The sequence below is a fragment of the uncultured Granulicatella sp. genome (genome assembly GCF_938030755.1).
Lineage (GTDB): Bacteria > Bacillota > Bacilli > Lactobacillales > Aerococcaceae > Granulicatella.
On the sequence record NZ_CALHIF010000061.1, the window covers coordinates 1 to 22,321 of the forward strand.

Annotated in this window: 19 protein-coding genes; all 19 read left to right on the plus strand. The window is 35.5% G+C overall.

Translation table 11 applies throughout. The features are described 5' to 3' along the window. Positions 1–1,071: D-alanyl-lipoteichoic acid biosynthesis protein DltD (gene dltD, locus Q0594_RS06135; RefSeq protein ID WP_298730541.1), on the plus strand; the 1,071-nt coding region annotated here is incomplete at its 5' end. A gap of 221 nt (positions 1,072–1,292) precedes the next feature. Beyond that, positions 1,293–1,880: an ECF transporter S component gene (locus Q0594_RS06140; protein ID WP_298730543.1), complete on the plus strand. Its 588-nt coding sequence runs from the start codon at positions 1,293–1,295 to the stop codon at positions 1,878–1,880. Between the two features lie 3 nt (positions 1,881–1,883). Further along, a complete protein-coding gene (gene coaBC, locus Q0594_RS06145) occupies positions 1,884–3,101 on the plus strand; it encodes a bifunctional phosphopantothenoylcysteine decarboxylase/phosphopantothenate--cysteine ligase CoaBC (RefSeq protein WP_298730545.1) in 1,218 nt (405 codons plus the stop codon). A gap of 162 nt (positions 3,102–3,263) precedes the next feature. Next, positions 3,264–3,956, plus strand: a complete 693-nt coding sequence (locus Q0594_RS06150; RefSeq protein ID WP_298730547.1) for a sugar transferase — start codon at positions 3,264–3,266, stop codon at positions 3,954–3,956. A gap of 15 nt (positions 3,957–3,971) precedes the next feature. Next, entirely contained in the window at positions 3,972–5,189 is a 1,218-nt protein-coding gene (locus tag Q0594_RS06155; RefSeq protein WP_298730548.1) for a DegT/DnrJ/EryC1/StrS family aminotransferase, read from the plus strand. 18 nt (positions 5,190–5,207) lie between these two features. Then, positions 5,208–7,013 (plus strand): nucleoside-diphosphate sugar epimerase/dehydratase, encoded by a 1,806-nt coding sequence (locus Q0594_RS06160; protein ID WP_298730550.1) that lies wholly within the window; start codon positions 5,208–5,210, stop codon positions 7,011–7,013. A 102-nt stretch (positions 7,014–7,115) separates the two neighbouring features. Next, positions 7,116–8,126 carry a glycosyltransferase family 2 protein gene (locus Q0594_RS06165; RefSeq protein ID WP_298730552.1) on the plus strand — a complete coding sequence of 337 codons (1,011 nt, stop codon included), beginning with the start codon at positions 7,116–7,118 and terminating at the stop codon, positions 8,124–8,126. Positions 8,127–8,204: 78 nt separating this feature from the next. Continuing rightward, the gene (locus tag Q0594_RS06170) at positions 8,205–9,542 is read left to right on the plus strand and encodes an LCP family protein (RefSeq protein ID WP_298730554.1); all 1,338 of its coding nucleotides are present in this window, start codon (positions 8,205–8,207) and stop codon (positions 9,540–9,542) included. An 18-nt stretch (positions 9,543–9,560) separates the two neighbouring features. Further along, positions 9,561–10,601 carry an LCP family protein gene (locus tag Q0594_RS06175; RefSeq protein WP_298730556.1) on the plus strand — a complete coding sequence of 347 codons (1,041 nt, stop codon included), beginning with the start codon at positions 9,561–9,563 and terminating at the stop codon, positions 10,599–10,601. Positions 10,602–10,625: 24 nt separating this feature from the next. After that, a complete protein-coding gene (locus Q0594_RS06180) occupies positions 10,626–11,333 on the plus strand; it encodes a 2-C-methyl-D-erythritol 4-phosphate cytidylyltransferase (RefSeq protein ID WP_298730558.1) in 708 nt (235 codons plus the stop codon). Position 11,334: 1 nt separating this feature from the next. Next, on the plus strand, positions 11,335–12,363 hold the full coding sequence (locus Q0594_RS06185; protein ID WP_298730560.1) for a zinc-binding dehydrogenase: 1,029 nt from the start codon (positions 11,335–11,337) through the stop codon (positions 12,361–12,363). Positions 12,364–12,378: 15 nt separating this feature from the next. Then, complete coding sequence (locus Q0594_RS06190; RefSeq protein WP_298730562.1) at positions 12,379–13,218, plus strand: phosphorylcholine transferase LicD; 840 nt, start codon at positions 12,379–12,381, stop codon at positions 13,216–13,218. Further along, positions 13,199–14,170, plus strand: a complete 972-nt coding sequence (locus tag Q0594_RS06195) for a glycosyltransferase family 2 protein (protein ID WP_298730578.1) — start codon at positions 13,199–13,201, stop codon at positions 14,168–14,170. Before Q0594_RS06190 ends, Q0594_RS06195 begins: the two co-directional genes overlap by 20 nt. An 18-nt stretch (positions 14,171–14,188) precedes the next feature. Then, the gene (locus Q0594_RS06200; protein ID WP_298730564.1) at positions 14,189–16,345 is read left to right on the plus strand and encodes a LicD family protein; all 2,157 of its coding nucleotides are present in this window, start codon (positions 14,189–14,191) and stop codon (positions 16,343–16,345) included. 14 nt (positions 16,346–16,359) lie between these two features. Further along, on the plus strand, positions 16,360–17,844 hold the full coding sequence (locus Q0594_RS06205) for an oligosaccharide flippase family protein (protein WP_298730567.1): 1,485 nt from the start codon (positions 16,360–16,362) through the stop codon (positions 17,842–17,844). Then, on the plus strand, positions 17,841–18,659 hold the full coding sequence (locus tag Q0594_RS06210) for a LicD family protein (protein WP_298730569.1): 819 nt from the start codon (positions 17,841–17,843) through the stop codon (positions 18,657–18,659). The genes Q0594_RS06205 and Q0594_RS06210 overlap by 4 nt, the downstream gene beginning before the upstream one ends. A 164-nt stretch (positions 18,660–18,823) precedes the next feature. Further along, positions 18,824–20,599 (plus strand): phosphotransferase, encoded by a 1,776-nt coding sequence (locus Q0594_RS06215; protein ID WP_298730571.1) that lies wholly within the window; start codon positions 18,824–18,826, stop codon positions 20,597–20,599. Next, positions 20,600–20,785 (plus strand): hypothetical protein, encoded by a 186-nt coding sequence (locus Q0594_RS06220; RefSeq protein ID WP_048783093.1) that lies wholly within the window; start codon positions 20,600–20,602, stop codon positions 20,783–20,785. Beyond that, entirely contained in the window at positions 20,785–22,215 is a 1,431-nt protein-coding gene (locus tag Q0594_RS06225) for a cytosine permease (protein WP_298730576.1), read from the plus strand. Before Q0594_RS06220 ends, Q0594_RS06225 begins: the two co-directional genes overlap by 1 nt. Positions 22,216–22,321: the final 106 nt, after the last annotated feature.

The window sequence follows — 22,321 nt, forward strand, 5'->3', positions numbered from 1 at the left end:
GTAAATAATAATAGTGTTCGATATAATACAAGTTATAACAAACATAAGAGTAGAGAGATTTTAAAAGCTAATTATGATGAGAACACTCATTTGTTATTAGGGTCTTCAGAACTTACTGTTGCTAATAAAAAAGAATTTCATCCGAAACAAATGTTCAATTATGATGATTTTCATTTAATGCAAATAGGAGGAGGATACTTCCAGAATATTATTCAAGCGTCAACTTTAGCATCTCTTGAGCCAATCATGCAAGAGAAAAAAGTTGCAATTATCGAAAGTTTAAATTGGTTCGATCAAAAAGGGATGCGACAAGATGCCTTTGAAAGTCGAGTTTCAAAAGAACATGTATATTACACTTTAGTAAATCCAAAACTTTCAAAAGAGACAAAACTTAAATTTATTAATCGTGTTTTAGAATTGTCAGCGAAAAATGCTTCATTATCTAGTACGTTTGAAAGATATAAACATGTACTTGTTGAAGGTGAAGGTTCTCAAATTGATCAGTTTATGATTCAAATGGAATTAGCTAAATTTTCCTTGAATGTTGTACAGGCGTTTTATGAGGAACAATCATTGGTAGATTTTCCATCAAAAGGAAGTACAATGCCTGAATATAATTGGGACGAGGTGCTGGCTAAAAACGAGGAACAAGCAAAAAAAGAGACTCAATCTAATGAATATCATTTTGACGATTGGTATTATAAAAAGAATATTGCTGGTAAATTAGAATCGCTAAAAAATTCTGATTCAACGTTTAAATATACTGAGTCTCCAGAGTATGAAGACTTCCAGTTGTTCTTACAAATTGCAAAAGAATTAGGGGTTGAAGTTCTTGTAGTAACATTTCCAGTAAATGGACCATGGTATGATTACATTGGAATTGATGCTTCACAACGAAATGCCTTTTCAAAGAAGGTTAATGAGATTGTTAAGGAAGCTGGAGTGAAACAGGTCGATTTAACAGCGCATGATTACGATCCTTATTATATATGGGATGCAACTCATCCTGGATGGAAGGGGTGGCCTTTAGTTGAAAAAGAATTGGTCAAGTTTTTTAAAGAAAATGGATAATGTATTTGTATGGTCACTCGTATTTTATGTGCTTATCACTAGTGTCCTACTTTATTGTATATTTACAGATTTCACAAATGCAGCAGAATTTATTTATAACGCATTCTAAAATTGAAGTTAATAGCTAGGAAGGTGTGACTTTCCTAGCTTTTTCAGTTTTTTACATTGATTGAAATGTCAAAGATTAGTATAATACAGTCATTAAGACTCGAGGTGAAGACATGAAAAGACAAAGAACTTTTCCATTGGTATTAAGTGCGATGTTTATCGCGATGATTATTTTACAAAGTTTTGTTCCATTTTTAGGGAACTTACCATTAGTGGTTTTAGATATTACAATTATTCATATTACGGTTATTGTTGGTGGGATTGTGCTAGGGCCACAAGCAGGGTTTCTTCTAGGCTTTACGTGGGGAGTTTGTTCGTTCCTACGCGCCTTCACATCAGGCAATGTTCTTAGCTTGATGATTTTTACAAATCCATTGATTTCTATCTTGCCACGTTTATTAATGGGTGGACTCATTGCTTTGTTTTATCAGAAGGCAACTAAACTTATTGCTTCGGACCGACTCAGAATGGCAGTGTCTGGGTTCCTTGGAAGTATTATGAATACAATATTAGTATTAAGTTCAATTTATTTACTGATGGGAAATCAATATGCAGAATTAACAGGGAAAACTGTTGCGGAATTGCCGCTCTTCTTAATGGGTGTTGTTATGACAAACGGTATTGCGGAAGCGTTGGCTGCAACTGTGATGACACCAATTATTGCATCTATTTTAGTAACCATTTATAAGAAAAGAGGATAGTTTATGTGGGAAGGTAAAAACGTAACTGTCTTTGTTACAGGTGGAATCGCCGCGTTTAAAGCAGCTACACTCGTTCGCTTGTTTATAAAAGCAGGGGCGAATGTGGAAGTCGCGATGACAAAAAGTGCGTGCGAATTCATTACGCCACTAACGTTTCAAGTGCTAACAAAGAATAAGGTTCACACCGATACGTTTGACGAAGATGAAGCGCGCAAGGTCCAACATATTCATTTGGCGGATAAGACTGATGTCGCTGTAGTCGTACCAGCAACAGCCAATACGATTGCAAAAATGGCCAATGGCATCACTGATAACTTTGTAACAAGTACATTATTGGCAACAACGTCTCCGATTTATGTGGCGCCTGCGATGAATGAACATATGTGGGAGAATCCTGCTACTGTTCGTAATATGGCACAGCTTCAATCAGACAGGAAAGTGATTATTGAACCAGCTACAGGATTTTTAGCAGAAGGATATAATGGAAAAGGACGCCTTCCTGAACCAGAAGAAATTTTCGAGCAAGTAACGTTCTTTGAGAGTAGACGATTGTACGGCTCTCCTTTAAAAGGGAAATCTGTATTAATTACAGCCGGTGGAACAAAAGAGCGTATTGATCCAGTGCGTTATATCTCTAATGATTCTTCAGGAAAAATGGGTTATGCACTTGCAAAGGCGGCATCGATTTTAGGGGCTGAGGTTCAATTAGTTTCAACGACCAAACAATTGAAAGTTCCGTTTGGTGTGAATGTAACGTATGTTGAATCAGCACGTGAAATGAAAGAAGTCGTTACAGCACAATTTCCGACTACAGATGTTGCTGTGATGGTTGCCGCGGTATCTGACTACTATGTAGCCAATCGTTCGAATCAGAAAATTAAAAAGCAACACAATGAATCAGGATTAAAACTAGAATTAGCAGAGAATCCAGATATTTTAAAAGGGCTCGGTCATTCTAAAAGAGAAGGCCAAGTTGTCATTGGATTTGCGGCTGAGACTGAAAGAGTATTAGAATATGCTGCAGCAAAATTAGAAAAGAAAAAAGCTGATGCGATTATCGCTAACGGTGTTTTAAGTTCGAAAATTGGATTTAATGCGGATAATCATCAAGTAACAATTCTTACTAAAGATGGGAAACAACTCCCACTTCCAGAAAATTCGAAAGATGAGTTGGCGCTTGAAATTTGGAAATCCTTATTGGACGCAAATATTATTCAATAGCAAAACAAAAGAGAGATAAACCAATCTGCCAGTTGTGTAGATGGGTTTATTTTATTGTACTTTATAGCACTAAAAATATTTCTAGTTTTACATAGAAATTTACCGCATTTCCAGAAAATGTGGTATAATAGGAAAGGTTATCTAGGCATGAAAGGAGAATTTATGAACGAGAATATTTCATTGCCAGAATTTATGAGAAATGAGTTCGTGATTAAGAAACAATTAGAGCTTCGACAGCGAAAAGGATATTTAATTTCAAAACGAATTTTTGACATTGTAGTATCGCTATTACTACTAGCGCCATTATCCATTGTATTTTTAATAATTGCGATTGCCATCAAATTAGAAGACGGAGGCCCTGTATTTTATAGACAGGAACGGGTGACGACGAATGGGCGCAAATTTAAAATTTTTAAATTTAGAACGATGATTCTTGATGCGGATAAAGTAGGACCGCTTGTGACACAAGACCATGACCCGCGTATTACAAGGGTAGGACGTCGTGTACGTAATTATCGTTTAGATGAAGTAGCTCAGCTACTGAATGTATTGATTGGAGATATGTCTTTTGTAGGGGCAAGACCAGAAGTGCAAAAATATGTAGATGCATACACGCCAGAAATGCAGACAACATTATTATTGCCAGCAGGTGTAACCTCTCTAGCCGCCATTGAATTCAGACACGAAGCAGAAAAAATTGCAGAGTGGGCAAAGCAAGGCCTGACAGTGGATGAAGCTTATATCAAGCATATCTTGCCAGAAAAAATGCAATACAATATTGATTATTTAGAAAAATGTAGTTTAAAAAATGATATTGCAATTATGGTGAAAACTGTGATTGCGGTCTTAAAATAACTTGGAGGAAACAACATGAAAGTTAGAAATATTCCATTCTCACCACCAGATATTACAGAAAAGGAAATTAACAATGTAGTCGAAGTACTACAATCTGGTTGGATTACAACAGGACCCAAAACAAAAGAATTTGAACGTCAATTAGCAGAGTTTTTAGGTACTGAAAAAGTAGTGTGCTTAAACTCGGCGACAGCTGCTTTAGAATTAGCATTACGCGTGTTAGGTGTTGGACCTGGAGACGAAGTTATCGTTCCTGCCTATACGTATACTGCTTCATGTAGTGTCATTGAGCACGTTGGAGCAACACCTGTTATGGTTGATATTCAAGAAGATCATTTTGAAATGAACTATGATGCTTTAGCTGAAGCAATCACTGAAAAAACAAAAGTGGTGATTCCTGTTGAATTAGCGGGAGTACCATGTGACTACCATCGTATTTTTGAAGTAGTGGAATCAAAACGTAGTTTATTCCAACCATCTACAAACTTACAACGTTACTTTAACCGTATTATTGTTGTTTCTGACTGTGCACATGCGATTGGAACGACTCGTGATGGAGTGTCAGTTGCAAAACTGGCTGACTTTGCATCCTATTCATTCCATGCGGTTAAGAATTTAACAACAGCAGAAGGTGGATGTATTACATGGAATCCAGAAAACAAATTGGATTCTGAAGCCATGTATAAAGAGTTTCAAGTATATTCACTACACGGACAAACTAAAGACGCTTTAGCAAAAATTAAACCTGGTTCTTGGGAATACGATATTGTCATTCCTGGATTCAAATGCAATATGCCGGATATTATGGCTGCCATTGGTTTAGCGCAATTAGAACGTTACCTACAATTATTAGAACGCAGAAAAGAAATCGTACGTAATCTTGATAAAGGGTTATCTGTGGATAATCGTATCCAAGTGTTACCACATGAAGGCAAAAACTACGAATCTTCTCGCCACTTATACATCACACGTGTGCAAGGTGCAAGTTATGACCAACGTGGAGAAATTATTATAAAAATGGCAGAACGTGGCATTTCATGTAACGTTCACTACAAACCACTTCCATTATTAACGGCTTACCAAAATATGGGGTTCCGTATGGAAGATTATCCAAATGCTTACCGCTTTTTTGAAAATGAAGTGACATTACCATTACATGGCTTATTAAGTGATGAAGATGTTAATTATATTATTCAAAACTACTTAGAAGTGATTCAAGAAGTGCTTGGATAGTCAGGAGAGGATATTTAAATGAATAATCGATTGAAAATTTTATTATTATTCATCGTTGACTCGCTACTCGTTGTTGGCTCAGTATTTTTAGGGTTTCGATTAGTAACAGAAGGGTTGATCCGTAATATTCATGGATTAACGATTACGGCGGTTTTATCGTTAGTGGCTTATTATGTTTTTTCTTATTTCTTCAATCTTTATTGGAGAGATTGGGAATACGCGAGTGTCTATGAAGTAATCACTGTCGTAAAATGTGTCTCAGCAACCGTAATCGTCTCAACGATTTCAGGGTTAGCTTTCTTTGATACGAAAGTAACTTGGCAATTTTTAATTGTCTGCTGGTTATTACTCGTGATTTCTATCGGTGGTGTTCGATTATCAATGCGTGTGTTCCGTGAATTTTTTGCGGATACTAGCGTTATGGAAAACGCGAAACCAACATTAATTGTAGGAGCAGGAGCTGCAGGTACTTTATTAGTTCGCCAAATGCTCATGCATCCGGCAATGAGAATGGACCCGATTGCCTTTGTTGACGATGATCCAGATAAACTTCGTAAAGATATTTATGGAGTTCGTATTCTTGGTGCAATTAAAGATATTGAGCGTATTGTAGATACGATGGGAATTACGAAAGTCGTAATTGCCATGCCATCACTTCCAATCAAGAAATTAAATGAAGTGTACGATGTTGCTCGTAAAACGGGTGCGGAATGTGTAATTTTACCAAATATTGATGATGTCATGAGTGGGAACTTACACGTACAACAGCTAAGAAATGTTGAAATTGAAGACTTATTAGGTCGTGATCCGGTTCAATTAGATCAAACGATGATTGAAAAACAACTTCGTGGTAAGAAGATTCTTGTAACAGGAGCTGGTGGTTCGATTGGTTCAGAAATTTGCCGTCAAGTGGCTAAATTCAAACCGAAAGAAATCGTTATTTTAGGACATGGTGAAAATAGTATTTATCAACTGAATATGGAATTGGTTGGGAAATATTCTCAACACTTCACGATTACGCCAGTCATTGCCGATGTACAAGATCGTAAACGTATCTTTGAAGTCATGGATAAATATAAACCAGATGTGGTTTACCATGCTGCGGCTCATAAGCACGTACCGTTAATGGAATTGAACCCTCGTGAAGCAGTGAAGAATAACGTTCTTGGAACTAGAAATGTAGCGGAAGCAGCAAGCCATGCACGTGTAAAAGCATTCGTAATGGTTTCAACGGATAAAGCGGTTAACCCACCAAATATTATGGGAGCTACAAAACGTTTGTGTGAAATGATTGTACAAGATATGGCCACACGTAGCGAATATACTAAATTCGTAGCGGTTCGTTTCGGGAATGTATTAGGGTCTCGTGGTTCAGTAATTCCGCTCTTCAAGAAGCAAATTGCTGAAGGCGGTCCGATTACAGTAACTCACCCTGACATCGTACGTTACTTTATGACTATTCCAGAAGCCGCTCAATTAGTAATCCAAGCAGGTGCTCTTGCTCGTGGTGGAGAAATCTTCGTACTCGATATGGGACAACCAGTCAAGATTGTGGACTTAGCGAAGAACTTAATTCGTCTTTCAGGATATGACGAAGGAGATATCGAGATTAAGTTTACAGGGTTACGCCCAGGAGAAAAGATGTATGAAGAGTTACTAAACGAAGGGGAAGTAAATCCAAAACAAGTCTTTCCGAAGATTCATATTGGAATTGCAGACAACTCTCAAATCAATCGTGTGTATAATTTTATTGAAAACTTCGAAAGCTATACAGATCAACAATTACACGATGAATTGATTGATATTGCCAATAAAAAGAAATAGTTAAAAAGGTCGATGATTCCATCGACCTTTTTTGGTGATATTTCTGTTTTTATAAAAAGAACTATTTTATAATAGGAACAGAATAAAATATAGGAGATTATCATGAAAGTTAGTATTATTATCACAGCAAAGAATGAAGAAAAATATTTACCGATGTTATTTGAAGATATTTTAAATCAAACCTATCCTCTCCAAAATATGGAAGTCGTATTAATGGACTCTAATTCAACAGATAATACGAGAAGATTGATGGAGGAGTTTAAAAAATCCAATAGTACATTGAGCGTTCAAATTGTTACAAATAGTCGTCAAATTCAAGCGGCTGGGTTTAATGAAGGTGTGAAACATGCTACAGGAGATGTTGTCTTAAAAATTGATGCCCACTCAAGAATTCCTGCAGATTTTGTCGAAAAGAATGTAGATGAAATTTTAGCAGGAGCATATGTTTGTGGTGGTAACAGACCAACTGTCGTAGACTCCGATGATAACTTTGCTAAGACATTACATATTGTTGAAGAGTCAGCATTAGGAAGTAGCATTGCCAATTACAGAAAATCTAACGTGAAAAGAAAAGTGAATTCTATTTTTCACGGAATGTATCGCAGAGAAGTATTTGAAAAAGTTGGACTCGCGGATGAAAGATTATTACGTACAGAAGATAATGAATTCCATTATAGAGTACGTAAAGCGGGTTATGATATTATTTTTAATCCTGAAATTGAATCTTTCCAATATATTCGCCCCACTTTATTTAAGATGCTCCAACAAAAGTTTGCAAATGGCTATTGGATTGGATTAACTTCTCATGTCTGCCGTGATTGCTTGTCATTATTTCATTTCGGTCCCGGCGTATTCGTGGCTACTTTACTCGTATTAATGATGTTGACGCCAATCAGCTTTGCGCCATTATTAACAGTGTTTGGACTCTATTTATTAGCAGTCCTAGGGTTATCCATCTTTGAAATTTCAAAGCAAAAATATAATCATACATTACTGTTGATTCCATTTATTATGATTGCGATTCATTTCGCATATGGTATTGGAACGATTAAAGGATGGATCTTTGGATTTGAATTTAAAAAAGAGTATTTTAACTCAGAAGATAAATCTTAAAATTCCTATAAATACTCATGAGTTCAAGTTTAATCTGTGGTATAATAAACTGATTGTATAGTTATTGGAGTGGAATGAATGAAAGTAAATGAAGAAAAAATTTCAAATAGAAGAAAGCAAAGAAAAAATCAGAAAAGAAGAAAACTTATTTTTACAGTGTTGCTAGCAATTATTGCAGTAATTATAGCGGGAGCTGCTTATGCATGGAATCGAATTTCTCAAGCGGAAGATTCCATACATCAAAAAGTAGAGACCATGCAATTACGTGATAAAGAATTAACAGACGATAGTAGCTTTTCGGTTCTTCTTTTAGGAATTGATAATGGAGCATATGGTCGTGATACGGAAGTGGGCCGCTCAGATACGATGCTTCTTGTTACTGTCAATCCAAAACAGAAGAAAACCACGATGATTAGTATTCCTCGCGATTCTTATACGGAAATTATTGGATATGGCACATTTGACAAGATTAACCATGCGTATGCATTCGGTAAAGAACAATTTTCAATTAATAGTGTACAAAATATGCTTAATGTTCCAATTGACTATTATGTGACAGTTGATATGCATGGATTGATGAGCCTTGTTGATGCAGTGGGTGGATTAGAGATTACACCAGCATTAACATTTACGTATGAAGATGAGTCATTTACTGAAGGTGTCACACGTCATGTGGATGGGGAAGCAGCTCTTCGTTATGCACGTATGCGTTATGATGACCCAGAAGGAGATACAGGACGTCAAAAACGTCAACAATATGTCATTCAAAAACTTGTTGAAAAATTATTAACATTAGGCTCAGTGACGAAATACGAAGCAATTCTTAAAACATTAGAAAATTCAGTAAAAACAAACTTTACAGTAGAAAAATTATTCCAAATCGCACAAACGCATAAAGAAGCGCTACAACATTTCGCATCGGATACGATTAATGGAGATGGAGCGATGATTAATGGAATTTATTACTTTGTCATTCCTGAAGCTGAGAAGATTCGTGTTTCAAATGTTATTAGAAAATCACTTGATTTAGAAGAAATCACGGAATTAAAACATATTGAGACCAAAGAAACGCAGTCATCAGTGAATATTGAGCAAAATGTTCCTCAAAATAATTCAAATGTACAAGAACAAGGAGATACGTACGTTGAACCAAATGTAACTCCAAATTATAACAATAATAACAATTACAATAATAATTACAATAACAGCAGTAATGATGACGACTATGTGGCACCAACTAATCCATCGAATAATGGTGGAGAGACAAGCACCGTTACACCAACAGCACCAGTAACACAGGCGCCTCAAGTAACGGCTGCTCCAGAGCAACCACAACCTGTACAACCAACGCAATCGGCTCCTGCAACGCAAGAGCCTGTTGCGCCAACTCAACCTACACAAAAACAAAACCCTTAATAGTATTGGAGTGGAAATATGAACGAATCAAATGAATGGACCCGACAAAGGAGACGTCAAGAAAAGAAAAAGAAACGTGGACGTATTGGTTTTATTTTAATCCTTTTACTCGCCATTATTGCAGTAGCGGGAACTTATTATGCAAGTCGAATTAACCATACGATTAATACAATTACTCAAGATGTTGGGAACCGTACAGAGCAAGAAGCAAACGATATTATTAAAAATGCAAAACCAATTAATATTTTGCTACTAGGGATCGATAATGGTGCGTATGGACGTACAGATGAAGATGGACGTTCAGATACAATGCTATTATTGACCATTAATCCAGGAACGAAGAAATCTCAACTACTCAGTTTACCGCGTGATACGTATACAGAAATTGTGGGTACTGGTGGATATGATAAATTGAACCATGCCTTTGCTTATGGGAAGGCCCCAATGGTTATTAATTCAGTTGAGAAGATGCTGGATACGACGATAGACTTCTATGTGCAAATTAACATGGGAGGATTAATGGAATTCGTGGATGCTGTGGGTGGCATCGAAGTAACAAGTCCATTAACATTCACATATGAAGGGCGTTCTTTTGTGGAAGGAAAAACAGAACTACTAGATGGTGAAAGTGCCTTGCGTTTTGCACGTATGCGTTACGATGATCCAGAAGGAGATACAGGACGTCAAAAACGTCAACGTATTGTTATCGAAGAACTTGTTAAGAAATTGATGACATTTAATTCTGTTGCAAACTTCGAGCAATTAATGAATGCGGTAAGTAAGAACGTAAAAACAGACTTGCCAATTGGACAAGTGATGGCTCTTAAAAATACTTATGGTCCTGCCATTACAGGAAACAATTTAACACAAACATTTATCGAAGAGAGACAGTTATTATTAACAAACAATGCAGGAGAGCAAATCTATTACTCATATGCAACGGATGAGGTGTTATTAGGAGTAAGTAATTCTATCCGTAAGTTAATGGGACAACCAACTGTTCAAACGTACCCATTACTACAACAAAGAGAAGATTTATATTATTTAACAACTCCTTAATAGGGAAATAAGAGGTGTATAAAAATGATTTATGCTGGGGTTTTAGCCGGTGGAACTGGAACTCGTATGGGAATCCAAGAAATGCCAAAACAATTTCTACCACTTGGAAACAAACCAATTATTATTCACACAGTTGAAAAATTCTTGTTTGTTCCAGATGTGGATGTTGTGTATGTAGCAGTCCATCCAAACTGGGTAAGCTACTTCAACGATTTATTAGATAAACACATTTTGACGAATAAAGAGAAAATCCGTGTTGTGAGCGGTGGTGGAAATCGTAACGATAGTATCTTAAGTATTATTGCGGACATCAAAAATAGCGAATCATTTTCTCCTAAAGATGTATTAATTACACATGATGCGGTTCGTCCGTTTGTTTCATACCGCATGATTGTGGACAATATCGAGGCGATGAAAAACTACGATGTTGCGGATACGGTCGTAATGGCAAACGATACAATTGTGGAATCCGTTGATGGTAAAGTGATTTCTTCCATTCCAAACAGAACACATATGTATCAAGGTCAAACTCCTCAAACATTTAAAATCCAAGCCTTCACTGATTTGTATGATAGTTTGACAGATGATGTGAAAGAAATATTGACGGATGCTTGTAAAGTATTCGTGGTTAATGATGTAAAAGTAGCTCTTGTCGAAGGCGAATACTCAAATATCAAAATTACGACCGTTACGGATTTAAAAATTGCGCAAGCGATGTTAGGAGAGATTTAAAATGATTAATCGAGTGTATCAACTCATTCGTCCATCTTTTTTCTCAATTAAATATGAAGATGTATCTTTTTATGAAAAAGATACTGTAGTCGTAAGACCGAATTACTTAGCCTTATGTCATGCAGATCAACGGTATTTTCAAGGAACAAGACCTGCTAAAATTCTTCAAAAAAAATTACCGATGGCGTTGATTCATGAATGTTGTGGTATTGTCGTTGCGGACCCAACTGGAACTTATAATCCAGGGGATCATGTGGTGATGATTCCAAATCAACCCCCACGTGATTTTGACCATCATACTGAGTTCTATGAAAACTATGTAAATGGAACATACTTCCGTTCAAGTGGTCACGATGGATTCATGCGAGAATTTGTAACAATTCCTATCGACCGCGTTGTGAAATATGAAGAGGTTCCAGATAAAGTCGCTGCCATTTCAGAATTCGTATCAGTGGGAGTTCATGGACTTCGTCGTTTTGATAAAGTAGCCCATAGCCGTCGTAATCGTATTGTGGTCTGGGGTTCTGGAAGTTTGGCGTATGTTGTAGCAACGATTGCAAAAGCAAAATTCCCTGAATCAACGATTATTGTAGTAGGGAAAGATCCAGAAAAATTACGTTTATTCTCATTTGTTGATGAAGTATATGATGTGAGCAATCTTCCGGAAGATTTTACTTTTGACCATGCAATTGAATGTGTTGGTGGAAGTGGAACACAAGATGCTTATCGCGAAATTATCAGACATATTCAACCTCAAGGAGCAGTTGTAATGATGGGGGTTAGTGAGTTTGAAGTTCCTTTGAATACAAGGGATATTCTTGAAAAAGGATTGACATGGGTCGGAAGCTCTCGTTCTGGTCGAAAAGATTTTGAAGAAGCTGTTCAATTCATGTCTGATCCAAAAGTACATGCACGTTTAAATCTAATTATTTTTGAATCCAATCCGATTCAAGAAATGAAAGATATTTATCATTTCTTCGAGGAAGATAAATTAACGCCATTTAAGACAGTGGCAAAATGGGATATATAAGAAAGTGAGGAAACAATGGAACCATTACAAGAAAAATGTTTAGAAATGGCAGAATACTTTGTGTCATTTTGTAAACAACATGAATTATTATGTTATTTATGCGGTGGTGGGGCCATTGGAGCACTTCGCCATAAAGGATTTATCCCTTGGGATGATGATTTAGATTTCTTTATGCCTCGTAAAGACTATGAAAAACTCATCGAATTGTGGCCAAAAGAAGCAGATGCCCGTTATGTCATGTCTAATAGTGATGAGCATTACTTAGACCGCAATTTATTCGTGACGATTCGAGATAAAGAAACGACTTGTGTCAAACCTTATCAACAAGATTTAGAGATTCCGCATGGTTTAGCGATTGATATCCTACCGCTAGATTATTATCCAAAATCAGAATCCGAACGTAAGAAACAAGTTCGATGGGCATTGATTTATTCATTATTCCGTGCACAAACAATTCCCGAAAAACATGGTGGTTTGATGAAATGGGGAAGTTTATTCCTATTAGGATTATTCCCAACACGTTCATTACGCTATAAGATTTGGAGCAAGGCTGAGCGCGAGATGACAAAGTATACTCGTGAAGAAAGCGATGGGATTACGGAGTTGTGTGCAGGCCCTGGTTATATGAAAAATAAGTACCCAATCGAAAGTTTTGAATCAGCATTATTTCTACCATTTGAACAAACGGAGATGCCAATTCCTGTTGGATATGATGCTTATCTAAAAGCAGCATTTGGAGATTATATGACACCTCCTCCTGTTGAAAAACAAGTCGCACATCATGATGCTGTCTTTGTTGATTTAGAGAATGGATATGAACAATATAAAGGGGAGTATTATGGAACCCAAAATTAGTATCATTGTTCCAGTTTATAACGTTGAACAATATATAAAGCGCTGTGTAGAATCAATTTTGAAACAGACAATCACTAATTTTGAATTGATTCTTATTAATGATGGTTCTAGCGATAACAGTGGACAATTATGTGATGAGTTGTCGTGTAAAGATACTCGTATTCGAGTGCTTCATATTTCAAATGGAGGAGTCTCTAATGCAAGAAATTTAGGAATCCAGTCATCGAGAGGTGAGTGGATTTCGTTTATCGATAGTGATGATTTTGTTACAGAGGATTATTTAGAAACCCTACTACAACCTGTTGAAACAGATGAAGCAATTGGTTTTTCAATTGGGAAATTACATCATATCCAAAATGGAGTTGTGACCCCCTTCCAAAAAACAACTTGTGAAGTAAATGTGTGGGATACAGAACAGACACTTAAAGAACTATTAACGACAGAAAAAACATCATTTTTTCCTGTCGCAAAACTATTTCGTAAGAGCCTAATTCAAGGTCATAAATTTAATTCTCAATATCACCTTGCAGAAGATGCGTTATTCTTAACAGAATTATTATTGCAAACAAATTGTAAAACCGTTTTTATTGATAAATCAATTTACTTTTACGATCATCGAGAGGGAAGTGCAACGACATCGGTGAATCAGTATGTTTTTGATACAGTTACTGTGTATCAAAAAATTATTCATATGGTTAAGAACGAGTTCCCAAGGTTGCAACCAGAATTGAATAATCGTCAATATTGGTCTTATATTACTGTGTATGATAAGTTGATTTTTGCGGATAATAAGCGGTTTGCTGTGAAAGAAAAAGAATATAGAAGATGGATTCTAAAGCATAAAAAAGAAATAATGAAAGATCAGTATTTTACTAATTTTAGAAAAATTGCTATTGCATTCTTAAGTGTTTCACCATTTCTCTATAAGAAAATTGTTGAGTTGAAAAAGTAGTAAATAAAGGAGTTAAAAATGAGTTTTTCAAAAATTAATGATTACTTAAATAAGTATAAAGTGGGGGTAGCATATTCATTTATCCTCGTTTCTATTTTAAGTATGAGTTCACTTGTTTATAAAGTGGCAAATCCAATTTATAAAGGTTTATCTGCTTTAGTTTTCGTTTTCATTTTAGTCTCGCTCTTAAGTGGATTTAAAAAAGTGAAAACTGATGTTAAATTCATAGTACTATTTGGATTAGTTGCTGGAAGTCATTTGTTGTCAGCGCTAGTGAATCGTTCAGGACATTTTTTGGGGAATATTACGGAAGTAGTTTTTATGGTTACTTACATTTTGCTATTTGTTATTTTAGAAGCAAATCAATTGCAGAAGTTATTTCAATTAACAGCTGTAACAGTTCAAGTTGTATCTTTTTTATCCGCCTTATTTGCGTTAATTCTGTTTTTTGCAAGAATATTAATCTTATTTAATATAGGAGGTCGCTCTTATTCATATGGTGTTTTAAATGGAAGAGTTTGGGGTATCGTAAATCCAAATGCTAGTGCTATTTTCACATATATTAGCATTATTTTAGCGCTCTATTTAATTCATCAAGGGCATAAATATTCCGTACTATTTAAAATTAACAACATCATTCAAGTAATTTATTTTGCTTTAATGCAAAGTCGAGGAGCGCTCTTATCATTATTATTAATGACTGGATTATATTTTGCTTTTATTGCCAGAGGTGCATTTTCTAAGAGAGTGGTAACTTTCCTTTCAGTTGCAATACTTGTATTTGGGACAAATGTTGCTATTAGTTATGTTGCATCGAAATATATTGCTCGACAAAATATAACGGTTTACGATTTAGAAACGTCAAAAAATTATTCTGTAGCAGAGGGAAACGATAAAGATAAAGCCGCAGAATTGCATCTTATCGAAACTACACCGAGCGGAAGAACGAATATTTGGAAAAATGCGTTGAAAATGGCTAGTGAAAAACCAATATTTGGATATGGAGTGAGAAATTTTCCTGATTACTATTCTCAGTACTTTAGTAAATATGAAATCCAAAATTCTTTAATCGGTGGGAATTTCCATAATATCTTTATTACTGTTTTTGTGAGTTCTGGTATTGTGGGCTTAGCTGCCTTTATGATGTTATTGGGGTATATCATTCAACGTTTCGTGCGTTATCTATTTATTTCAAGAAGAAATTCGGATAAATTAGTGATGATTTTGTTCTTTGGAATGTTGTTAGGACAATTGTTCGAGAGCCAAATCATGTATTCAACAAACTTCATTAACATTATGTTCTGGTTTGTTGCAGGATATGGATTGATGATTTGTAACCGAGATGAAAATATTCGATATCAAGAAGTAACGGATGTTCGTGAAATCCAACAAATGGAACTTGGTATTATGGAATATATTCATGAAGTTTGCAATAAAATCGAAGTGAAATATTTCTTAGCGTATGGAAGCTTGATTGGTGCGGTTCGTCATCAAGGATTTATTCCGTGGGATGATGATATGGATATTTGTATGTTAAGAGATGACTATGAAAAACTCCAAGACTATTTAATCGCAAATCCTTCTGAACGTTATCAAGTGATGTCCTATAAGAATAATCGCAATTATGTTTATCCATTTATGAAAGTGATGGATAATCAAACTTATTTAATTGAGGAAGATGTTCGTATCGATTCAAATATGGGAATTTACGTGGATATCTTCCCAGTAGATGGATATGAAGACGATCAAGCGTTTAAAGATAAAATGACAACCATTATTAAGAAACGTCAATTGAGCTGTTATACATTCAAAGGGATTACGAATAAGAACAGCTTTATCAATTCCCTTATTCGCTATGCTTCTGTTGTAGCTTTTTATTTCGCAGATACAAATAAATATGTAAATCAAATTGACGAACTGGCTAAGTCAAGGAAAGTTGAAGATTATGAGCTTGTTGATTATCTTATCTACAAAGATATGAATAAGCCAGTATGGAAACGTGAATGGTTGAAAGATGTAACACTTAGTAATTTTGAAGGAAGGGATTTTCTAATTCCTGTAAACTTCCATGAGATTCTAACTACGGACTACGGTGATTATATGCAATTACCTCCTGTTGAAAAACAAGTTTCTCATCATGATTTTAGATTGTGGAAAATAGTGGAAGAAAAATAACAAAAGAGGTTTATATGAAAAATATTAAGCTGAACGCATTCACGAATATGCTTGTGCGAATTCTGAATATTGTCTTTCCCCTAATCACGGGCCCGTATATTTCGCGTGTGTTGAGTAAGGAGGATTTTGGTAATTTTAATGTTGCTAATACAGTATTAAATCTATTTATTCCATTTGCAACTCTTGGAATTTATAATTATGGAATGCGTGAGATTAGTAAAGTAAAGAATAATCGAGACAAGATTAATAAAGTATTTAGTCAGCTCTTTTATATTTCACTAATCTGTACAATTGTAACTACGATTGTATATTACATTTATGTGAATTTCAGTGTTGAGGCACCAGACCTAAGATACTTATACTACATCCTAGGTGTTCAATTATTCTCTCAGCTATTCTACATTGAATGGCTAAATGAAGCTTTTGAGAATTATAAGTTTATTTTCTATAAGACATTAGTGATTCGTATCCTGATGCTGGTAGCGGTATTCATGTTCGTTAAGAAAGCAGAGGACATCATTCCGTATACGATTGTCATGTCAATTATCACATTAATAAACTTCCTTGCAAGTTTTGTATGGATTAAACGAGAAGTCAAGTTTGTTCGTGTGCAGTTAAAAGATATGATGAAGATGATGAGTCCATTATTTGCAGTACTATTAATTGCGAACGCAAATATGTTGTATACTTATTTGGATCAAATTTTCTTATCTAAAATAGGAATCGTTGAAAATGTTACTTACTATGTAACTGGATATAATATTGCAACCCTTTTGGCAAGAGTAGTTAGTGGAGCCGTAAGCGTGAGTGTCCCAAGGCTTGGCTATTATCTTGGGATAGGAGACCGAAAAGCTTATCAAGACCTAGTAAATAAGGGAAGTCAAGCCTTTTTCTTCTTCCTTGTTCCAATCTGTGTTGGTTTAGCGACCGTCGGAATACCAGTAACCTTATTATATGGTGGAGAAAAATACTTCTTTGCTGGAATGTGTACAGTGCTTTTTGCCATTCGTACCATTGGATGGGCATTAGAAATTATTTTCGGAACACAAGTGATTCTTGTAAATGGTTATGAGGAGAGATTAACAATTCTTTACTTCGTCGGCGGTGGAATTAACTTGTTATTAAACAGCATTTTATTTTTAGTGGGAGTTACTGCACCAGAATATTACATTATTACAACAATGGCGGCAGAGATTGTTTTGTTATTGTTAGAATATGTCTTTATTAGAAATATGGAATTAGTTAAAGTGAAGCCAATTCTTCATATGTTAAAGAGATATATTGTTCTATCGTTAGGTTTTGTACCAATTGCATTTGCTATAAATCATTTTGTACCGTATGGGCAAGTAGTGGATAAACAATTATTACTAAACATTGGCTTGACGGTCATTAGCTCAGTAATTTATTATCTAATTGCTTTGACGATTGCAAAAGATGATTTATATCAATCAATTTTAAAAGGTATTTTATCAAAATTAAAAATAGGAGCCAAATCATGACAAAAGAAAGAGTAATGAGTTTAGATGAGATTAAAGAGGTAGAATTGAATATCCTAAAATATTTACATGAACTTTGCGAAAAACATGATATTAAATATTTTATAGATTTTGGTTCGTTATTAGGGGCTGTTCGTCATGGTGGATTCATCCCATGGGATGATGATACAGATATTTCATTAGCCCGTGATGAATTTGAACGTTTATACGATGTTCTTGTGAAAGAACAACATCCATATTACCGTTTAATTTCATTTAGAGAAACTCCAGGGTATCCATTTAGCTATATGAGAGTTTATGATATCCGTACTCGTCGTGATGCTGAATTAATCGATAAAAGTGTAGTGTTAGGAACTTGTGTGGACATTTTCCCATATGATGGAGTTGTTACAGAAGAAGCTGACCGAAAAAAAATGAAACAGTACAAAGACTTTTTGCGACTCTCATCTTTAAATTTTAAGGGAATTGAAATTACGAATGGTGGATTAAAAAATATTCCACGATATATTGCTTCTTCTATCTTTAGATTCACATCACCACAAATGTGGAATTTGAAATTAGAAGAAGTAGCTAAAAAATATAATAAAGAAAATTCTACAGACTTTACTTGTTCAATATTTGAACCTTATTATCCAAAAGGAATCAAAAAAGAATGGTTGTATGATACGATTGATATGGCTTATGAAGATACGGTTCTAAAAGTTCCAAGAATGTATCATGAAATTCTTGTATATGAATTTGGTAAGGATTATATGACACCTCCTCCAGTAGAACAGCAAGTACCTGGAGAAGCTAAAAACTATTGGATTAGTGATTAACAAACAGAAAACCAATCAGAATATATCAGAAATACAATAACAGTTGAAAGATGCTCCAATTTTATGTTGGAGCATCTTTTTTAAAAGAAAAATTTAATATTTTTCTTTGTTATTTGTTCACATTTATGAAAAAAGTGTATAATATTGAAAATAGGAGGGATTATATGTTAAATAAGCATCAATTTCAATTATTATTGAATTTGAAAAATAAAACTGAAAAGACGAATCAAAGATTAATCGCTGAAGAAATCGGATTTTCGCTGGGTACTGTCAACAAACTAATCCAAGATGCTGAGGAGAAAAAATGGATTACGTCTGAATACGAATTGACAGAAAACGGCTTTAAAGCGCTTGAGCCTTATCGTGTAGAAAATGCGATTATTATGGCAGCAGGAATGAGTACACGTTTCGCACCGTTATCGTACGAAACTCCAAAAGGACTCTTAGTCGTAAAAGGAGAACGTCTCATTGAGCGTGAAATCAAGCAACTAAGAGAAGCGGGTATTCAAAAAATTACCGTGGTTGTCGGATACATGAAAGAAAAAATGTTTTATTTAGCTGACAAGTTTGGTGTAGAGATTGTTGTGAACGAAGATTACTATCGCTACAACAATTGTTCTTCTTTAATGCCTGTTAGAAAACAACTAGGGAATACGTATATTTGTTTATCCGATAATTACTTTGTAGAAAACCCGTTTGAAGAGTATGTTTACCGCGGATACTATTCGACAGTATTTGCAGAAGGTGAAACGGACGAATACTGTGTAATAGAAACAACAGATGGAATCATCAAAGAAGTAACGGTCGGTGGAGCAAATAAATGGTATATGCTTGGACATGTTTATTTTGACCGTGCATTTAGCGAACAATTTGTATCGATTTTGGAAAAAGAATTTAAACATGAAGCGTATAAATTACAATTGTGGGAAGACTATTATGCGCGTCATGTAGATACATTGTTATTAGAGGCGAAACATTACTCTGATGAAGTGATTAAAGAGTTTGATTCATTAAATGAGCTGCGTGCTTTTGATGAACACTATTTAATGCATACGAATTCGACAATTTTATTGAATATTTGTAATACATTAAATGTGACACCCGCAGAAATTATTAACATTAAGCCAATCAAGGATGGACTAACGAATACTTCCTTCTGTTTTGATTGTAAAGGAGAAACGTATGTATATCGCCATCCAGGAAAAGGGACTCAAGAGTATATTAATCGTCTCAGTGAAGCAGCATCGATGAAAATTGCAGCTGAATTAGAGATTGATAAAACCTTTGTGGTGATGAATGAAGAAGAGGGCTGGAAGATTTCTAAATTCATTACAAATGCTCGTTTGTTAGACTATGATGACAAAGAGGATATCAAAAAAGCTGTTCAATTAATGACAAAATTACATCGTTCTGGGAAGTCAACACCGTATGCGATTGAGTTTAAAGAAGGATTGGTGGACTTCAAAGAAAAATTAATTAAGAGAAATCGTTTTGAATTCGATGATAAAGAAGAATTAGAAGAGATGGTCGACAAAATAGTTGGATATCTTGAACAAGATCAGGTTGAACATACCATCTGTCATGGAGACTGTTATAGTCCTAACTTCTTAGTGGATGAAGAAGGAAATATGAGTCTAATTGACTGGGAATATTCTGGTGTGGGAGATCCAACAAGTGATATCGGAACATTTGTGGCTTGTTCGGACTATACATTAGAACAAGCAAAAGAATTTATTCAAATCTATTTAGAACATAATCCTGGAGTGGCTAGTGAACGTCATTTCTTAGGAATCATTGGGCTTGTATCTTATTATTGGTTCTTATGGGCCTTATTCCAAGAAAGCAATGGAAAACCAGTAGGAGAGTTCTTGTACAAGTGGTATCGTTACACGAAACAATATTGTGCGGAAGCTCTTCGACTTTATGAGGAGGAAAAGTAAATGAAGGAAGAAATATCAATTGAGCAATTAATTGCGGATGAAACAGAAAACCGATTAAATATGATGGAAAAAGAAGACTATCCTTTTCCGGAAAGATTTTCAAAAGCAGACTACACATGGGTAGTTATTGGCGTCGGAGTGAATTTACTCCTCGTAATTTTAGCGATGAGTGGGGTGATTCAATAATGAGCGCAACAATGAATGATTATATTCAACAAGAAACGATTACAGGTATTGTTCCAATGACGAACGGCGAGCGTCAGTATTCGTTCTGGGATTTATTCCTATCTACTAGTGGATTTGCGATTGCAACATGGTGTTATACACAAGGGGCGTATGTAGCTCAATATTTGACGTTTAACCAAATGTTGATTAACATTTTTAGTTTTAATATTATTTGGGTATTTATTGAATGTCTACCGATTATTTTTGCGGTTCGTTATGGTATTGATTTATGGATTTGGTTGCGTGCGGTTCTAGGTCAAAAGGGTGTCGCTTTATTATCGACGGTAATCAGTTTAGCGAACTTTGGATGGTATGCAGTAGCCGCGAACTTGTTTGCAAGTTCCATGATTCATCTGGCAGGCAACTTTGGACTTGTCCTCGATAAAGGAATTTGGGGACCAATCCTTGGAACTCTTTGCGTTTTACTTGGTACGTTAATCGCTGTTGGGGGTCCGGAAGTTATTAAATGGACGAACAGATTTCTTGTAATTGCGTTACTTGCAGTAGGGGTCATTATCGTTGGAATTTGTTTTGCGGCAGTTCCGCTCAGCGATATTATGAATGTCCAACCAGTAGTTGAAGGCGACTTATCTCCAATTGAACGCTTTATGATGTCAGCAGAAGGAAATGTAGCTTTCGCATTCTCATGGTCAACACAAGCATTAGTTCTTCCACGTTTAGCGAAAACAGAACGTAGTGGTTACTGGGCAACAACACTTTCTTATGGTGTTGTCGCACCGTTCTTCGTAGCAACAGGTGGGGTTATGGCCCTTGCAATGTTCGTGAAAACTGGAGTTTATGAAAGTGATCCAACAACAATGTTGGCAACATTAAGTACACCAGGATTTGCGCTATTGAGTCTATTATTAGTAGCCTTTGCAAATATTGGAACACAAGGAACCGGATCTTACGTGAACTGTATGATTGTGAAAAGTGGAATGCCAAAACTTAGCTATAAGCTGATGGTATGGATTGCCTTTTTCTACGTTAGTGCACTAACGATTTGGGGCGGTGTGGAGGAATATTTCGGTTCGTTTATTTCTTTAGCAGCTTATATTCAAGGACCAATTATTGGGATGATTGTCGTGGACTTCTTCCTACTCAGAAAACAAAAGCTGGCGCTTCGTTCAGCGTATTTCTTAAAGGGACACGATGCATACCAATATACCAGAGGGTTTAATATTGTAGGGATGAGCTGTGTGTTCATCTCATTGATTGTAGCAGTATTATTTGTTTATAATCCTGTAACACAACAAATTCAAAGTCCATTGTTCCTCATTACAACAGGTAGTGGATTTACAGCCTTACTAGGAGGGGGATTGTATTGGCTTGCTAGTCTAACTCCATTAAAAGCTTATATGGTTCGTGATAGAGAAGAAATTACGATTTAAAAAATAAAATTCGGAAGGAATTTGTACTATCCCAAAAAGAGTTAGATGATTAAAGGATTTAGTTCTGTATTGTACAGGACTAAGTCCTTTTAATTTTACTTTAATT

Excerpts from the sequence above, each read along its gene's own strand:
- Q0594_RS06140 (WP_298730543.1), top strand. The coding sequence starts at position 1,293 with ATGAAAAGACAAAGAACTTTTCCATTGGTATTAAGTGCGATGTTTATC.
- coaBC (WP_298730545.1), top strand. The coding sequence starts at position 1,884 with ATGTGGGAAGGTAAAAACGTAACTGTCTTTGTTACAGGTGGAATCGCC.
- Q0594_RS06150 (WP_298730547.1), top strand. The coding sequence starts at position 3,264 with ATGAACGAGAATATTTCATTGCCAGAATTTATGAGAAATGAGTTCGTG.
- Q0594_RS06155 (WP_298730548.1), top strand. The coding sequence starts at position 3,972 with ATGAAAGTTAGAAATATTCCATTCTCACCACCAGATATTACAGAAAAG.
- Q0594_RS06160 (WP_298730550.1), top strand. The coding sequence starts at position 5,208 with ATGAATAATCGATTGAAAATTTTATTATTATTCATCGTTGACTCGCTA.
- Q0594_RS06165 (WP_298730552.1), top strand. The coding sequence starts at position 7,116 with ATGAAAGTTAGTATTATTATCACAGCAAAGAATGAAGAAAAATATTTA.
- Q0594_RS06170 (WP_298730554.1), top strand. The coding sequence starts at position 8,205 with ATGAAAGTAAATGAAGAAAAAATTTCAAATAGAAGAAAGCAAAGAAAA.
- Q0594_RS06175 (WP_298730556.1), top strand. The coding sequence starts at position 9,561 with ATGAACGAATCAAATGAATGGACCCGACAAAGGAGACGTCAAGAAAAG.
- Q0594_RS06180 (WP_298730558.1), top strand. The coding sequence starts at position 10,626 with ATGATTTATGCTGGGGTTTTAGCCGGTGGAACTGGAACTCGTATGGGA.
- Q0594_RS06185 (WP_298730560.1), top strand. The coding sequence starts at position 11,335 with ATGATTAATCGAGTGTATCAACTCATTCGTCCATCTTTTTTCTCAATT.
- Q0594_RS06190 (WP_298730562.1), top strand. The coding sequence starts at position 12,379 with ATGGAACCATTACAAGAAAAATGTTTAGAAATGGCAGAATACTTTGTG.
- Q0594_RS06200 (WP_298730564.1), top strand. The coding sequence starts at position 14,189 with ATGAGTTTTTCAAAAATTAATGATTACTTAAATAAGTATAAAGTGGGG.
- Q0594_RS06205 (WP_298730567.1), top strand. The coding sequence starts at position 16,360 with ATGAAAAATATTAAGCTGAACGCATTCACGAATATGCTTGTGCGAATT.
- Q0594_RS06210 (WP_298730569.1), top strand. The coding sequence starts at position 17,841 with ATGACAAAAGAAAGAGTAATGAGTTTAGATGAGATTAAAGAGGTAGAA.
- Q0594_RS06215 (WP_298730571.1), top strand. The coding sequence starts at position 18,824 with ATGTTAAATAAGCATCAATTTCAATTATTATTGAATTTGAAAAATAAA.
- Q0594_RS06220 (WP_048783093.1), top strand. The coding sequence starts at position 20,600 with ATGAAGGAAGAAATATCAATTGAGCAATTAATTGCGGATGAAACAGAA.
- Q0594_RS06225 (WP_298730576.1), top strand. The coding sequence starts at position 20,785 with ATGAGCGCAACAATGAATGATTATATTCAACAAGAAACGATTACAGGT.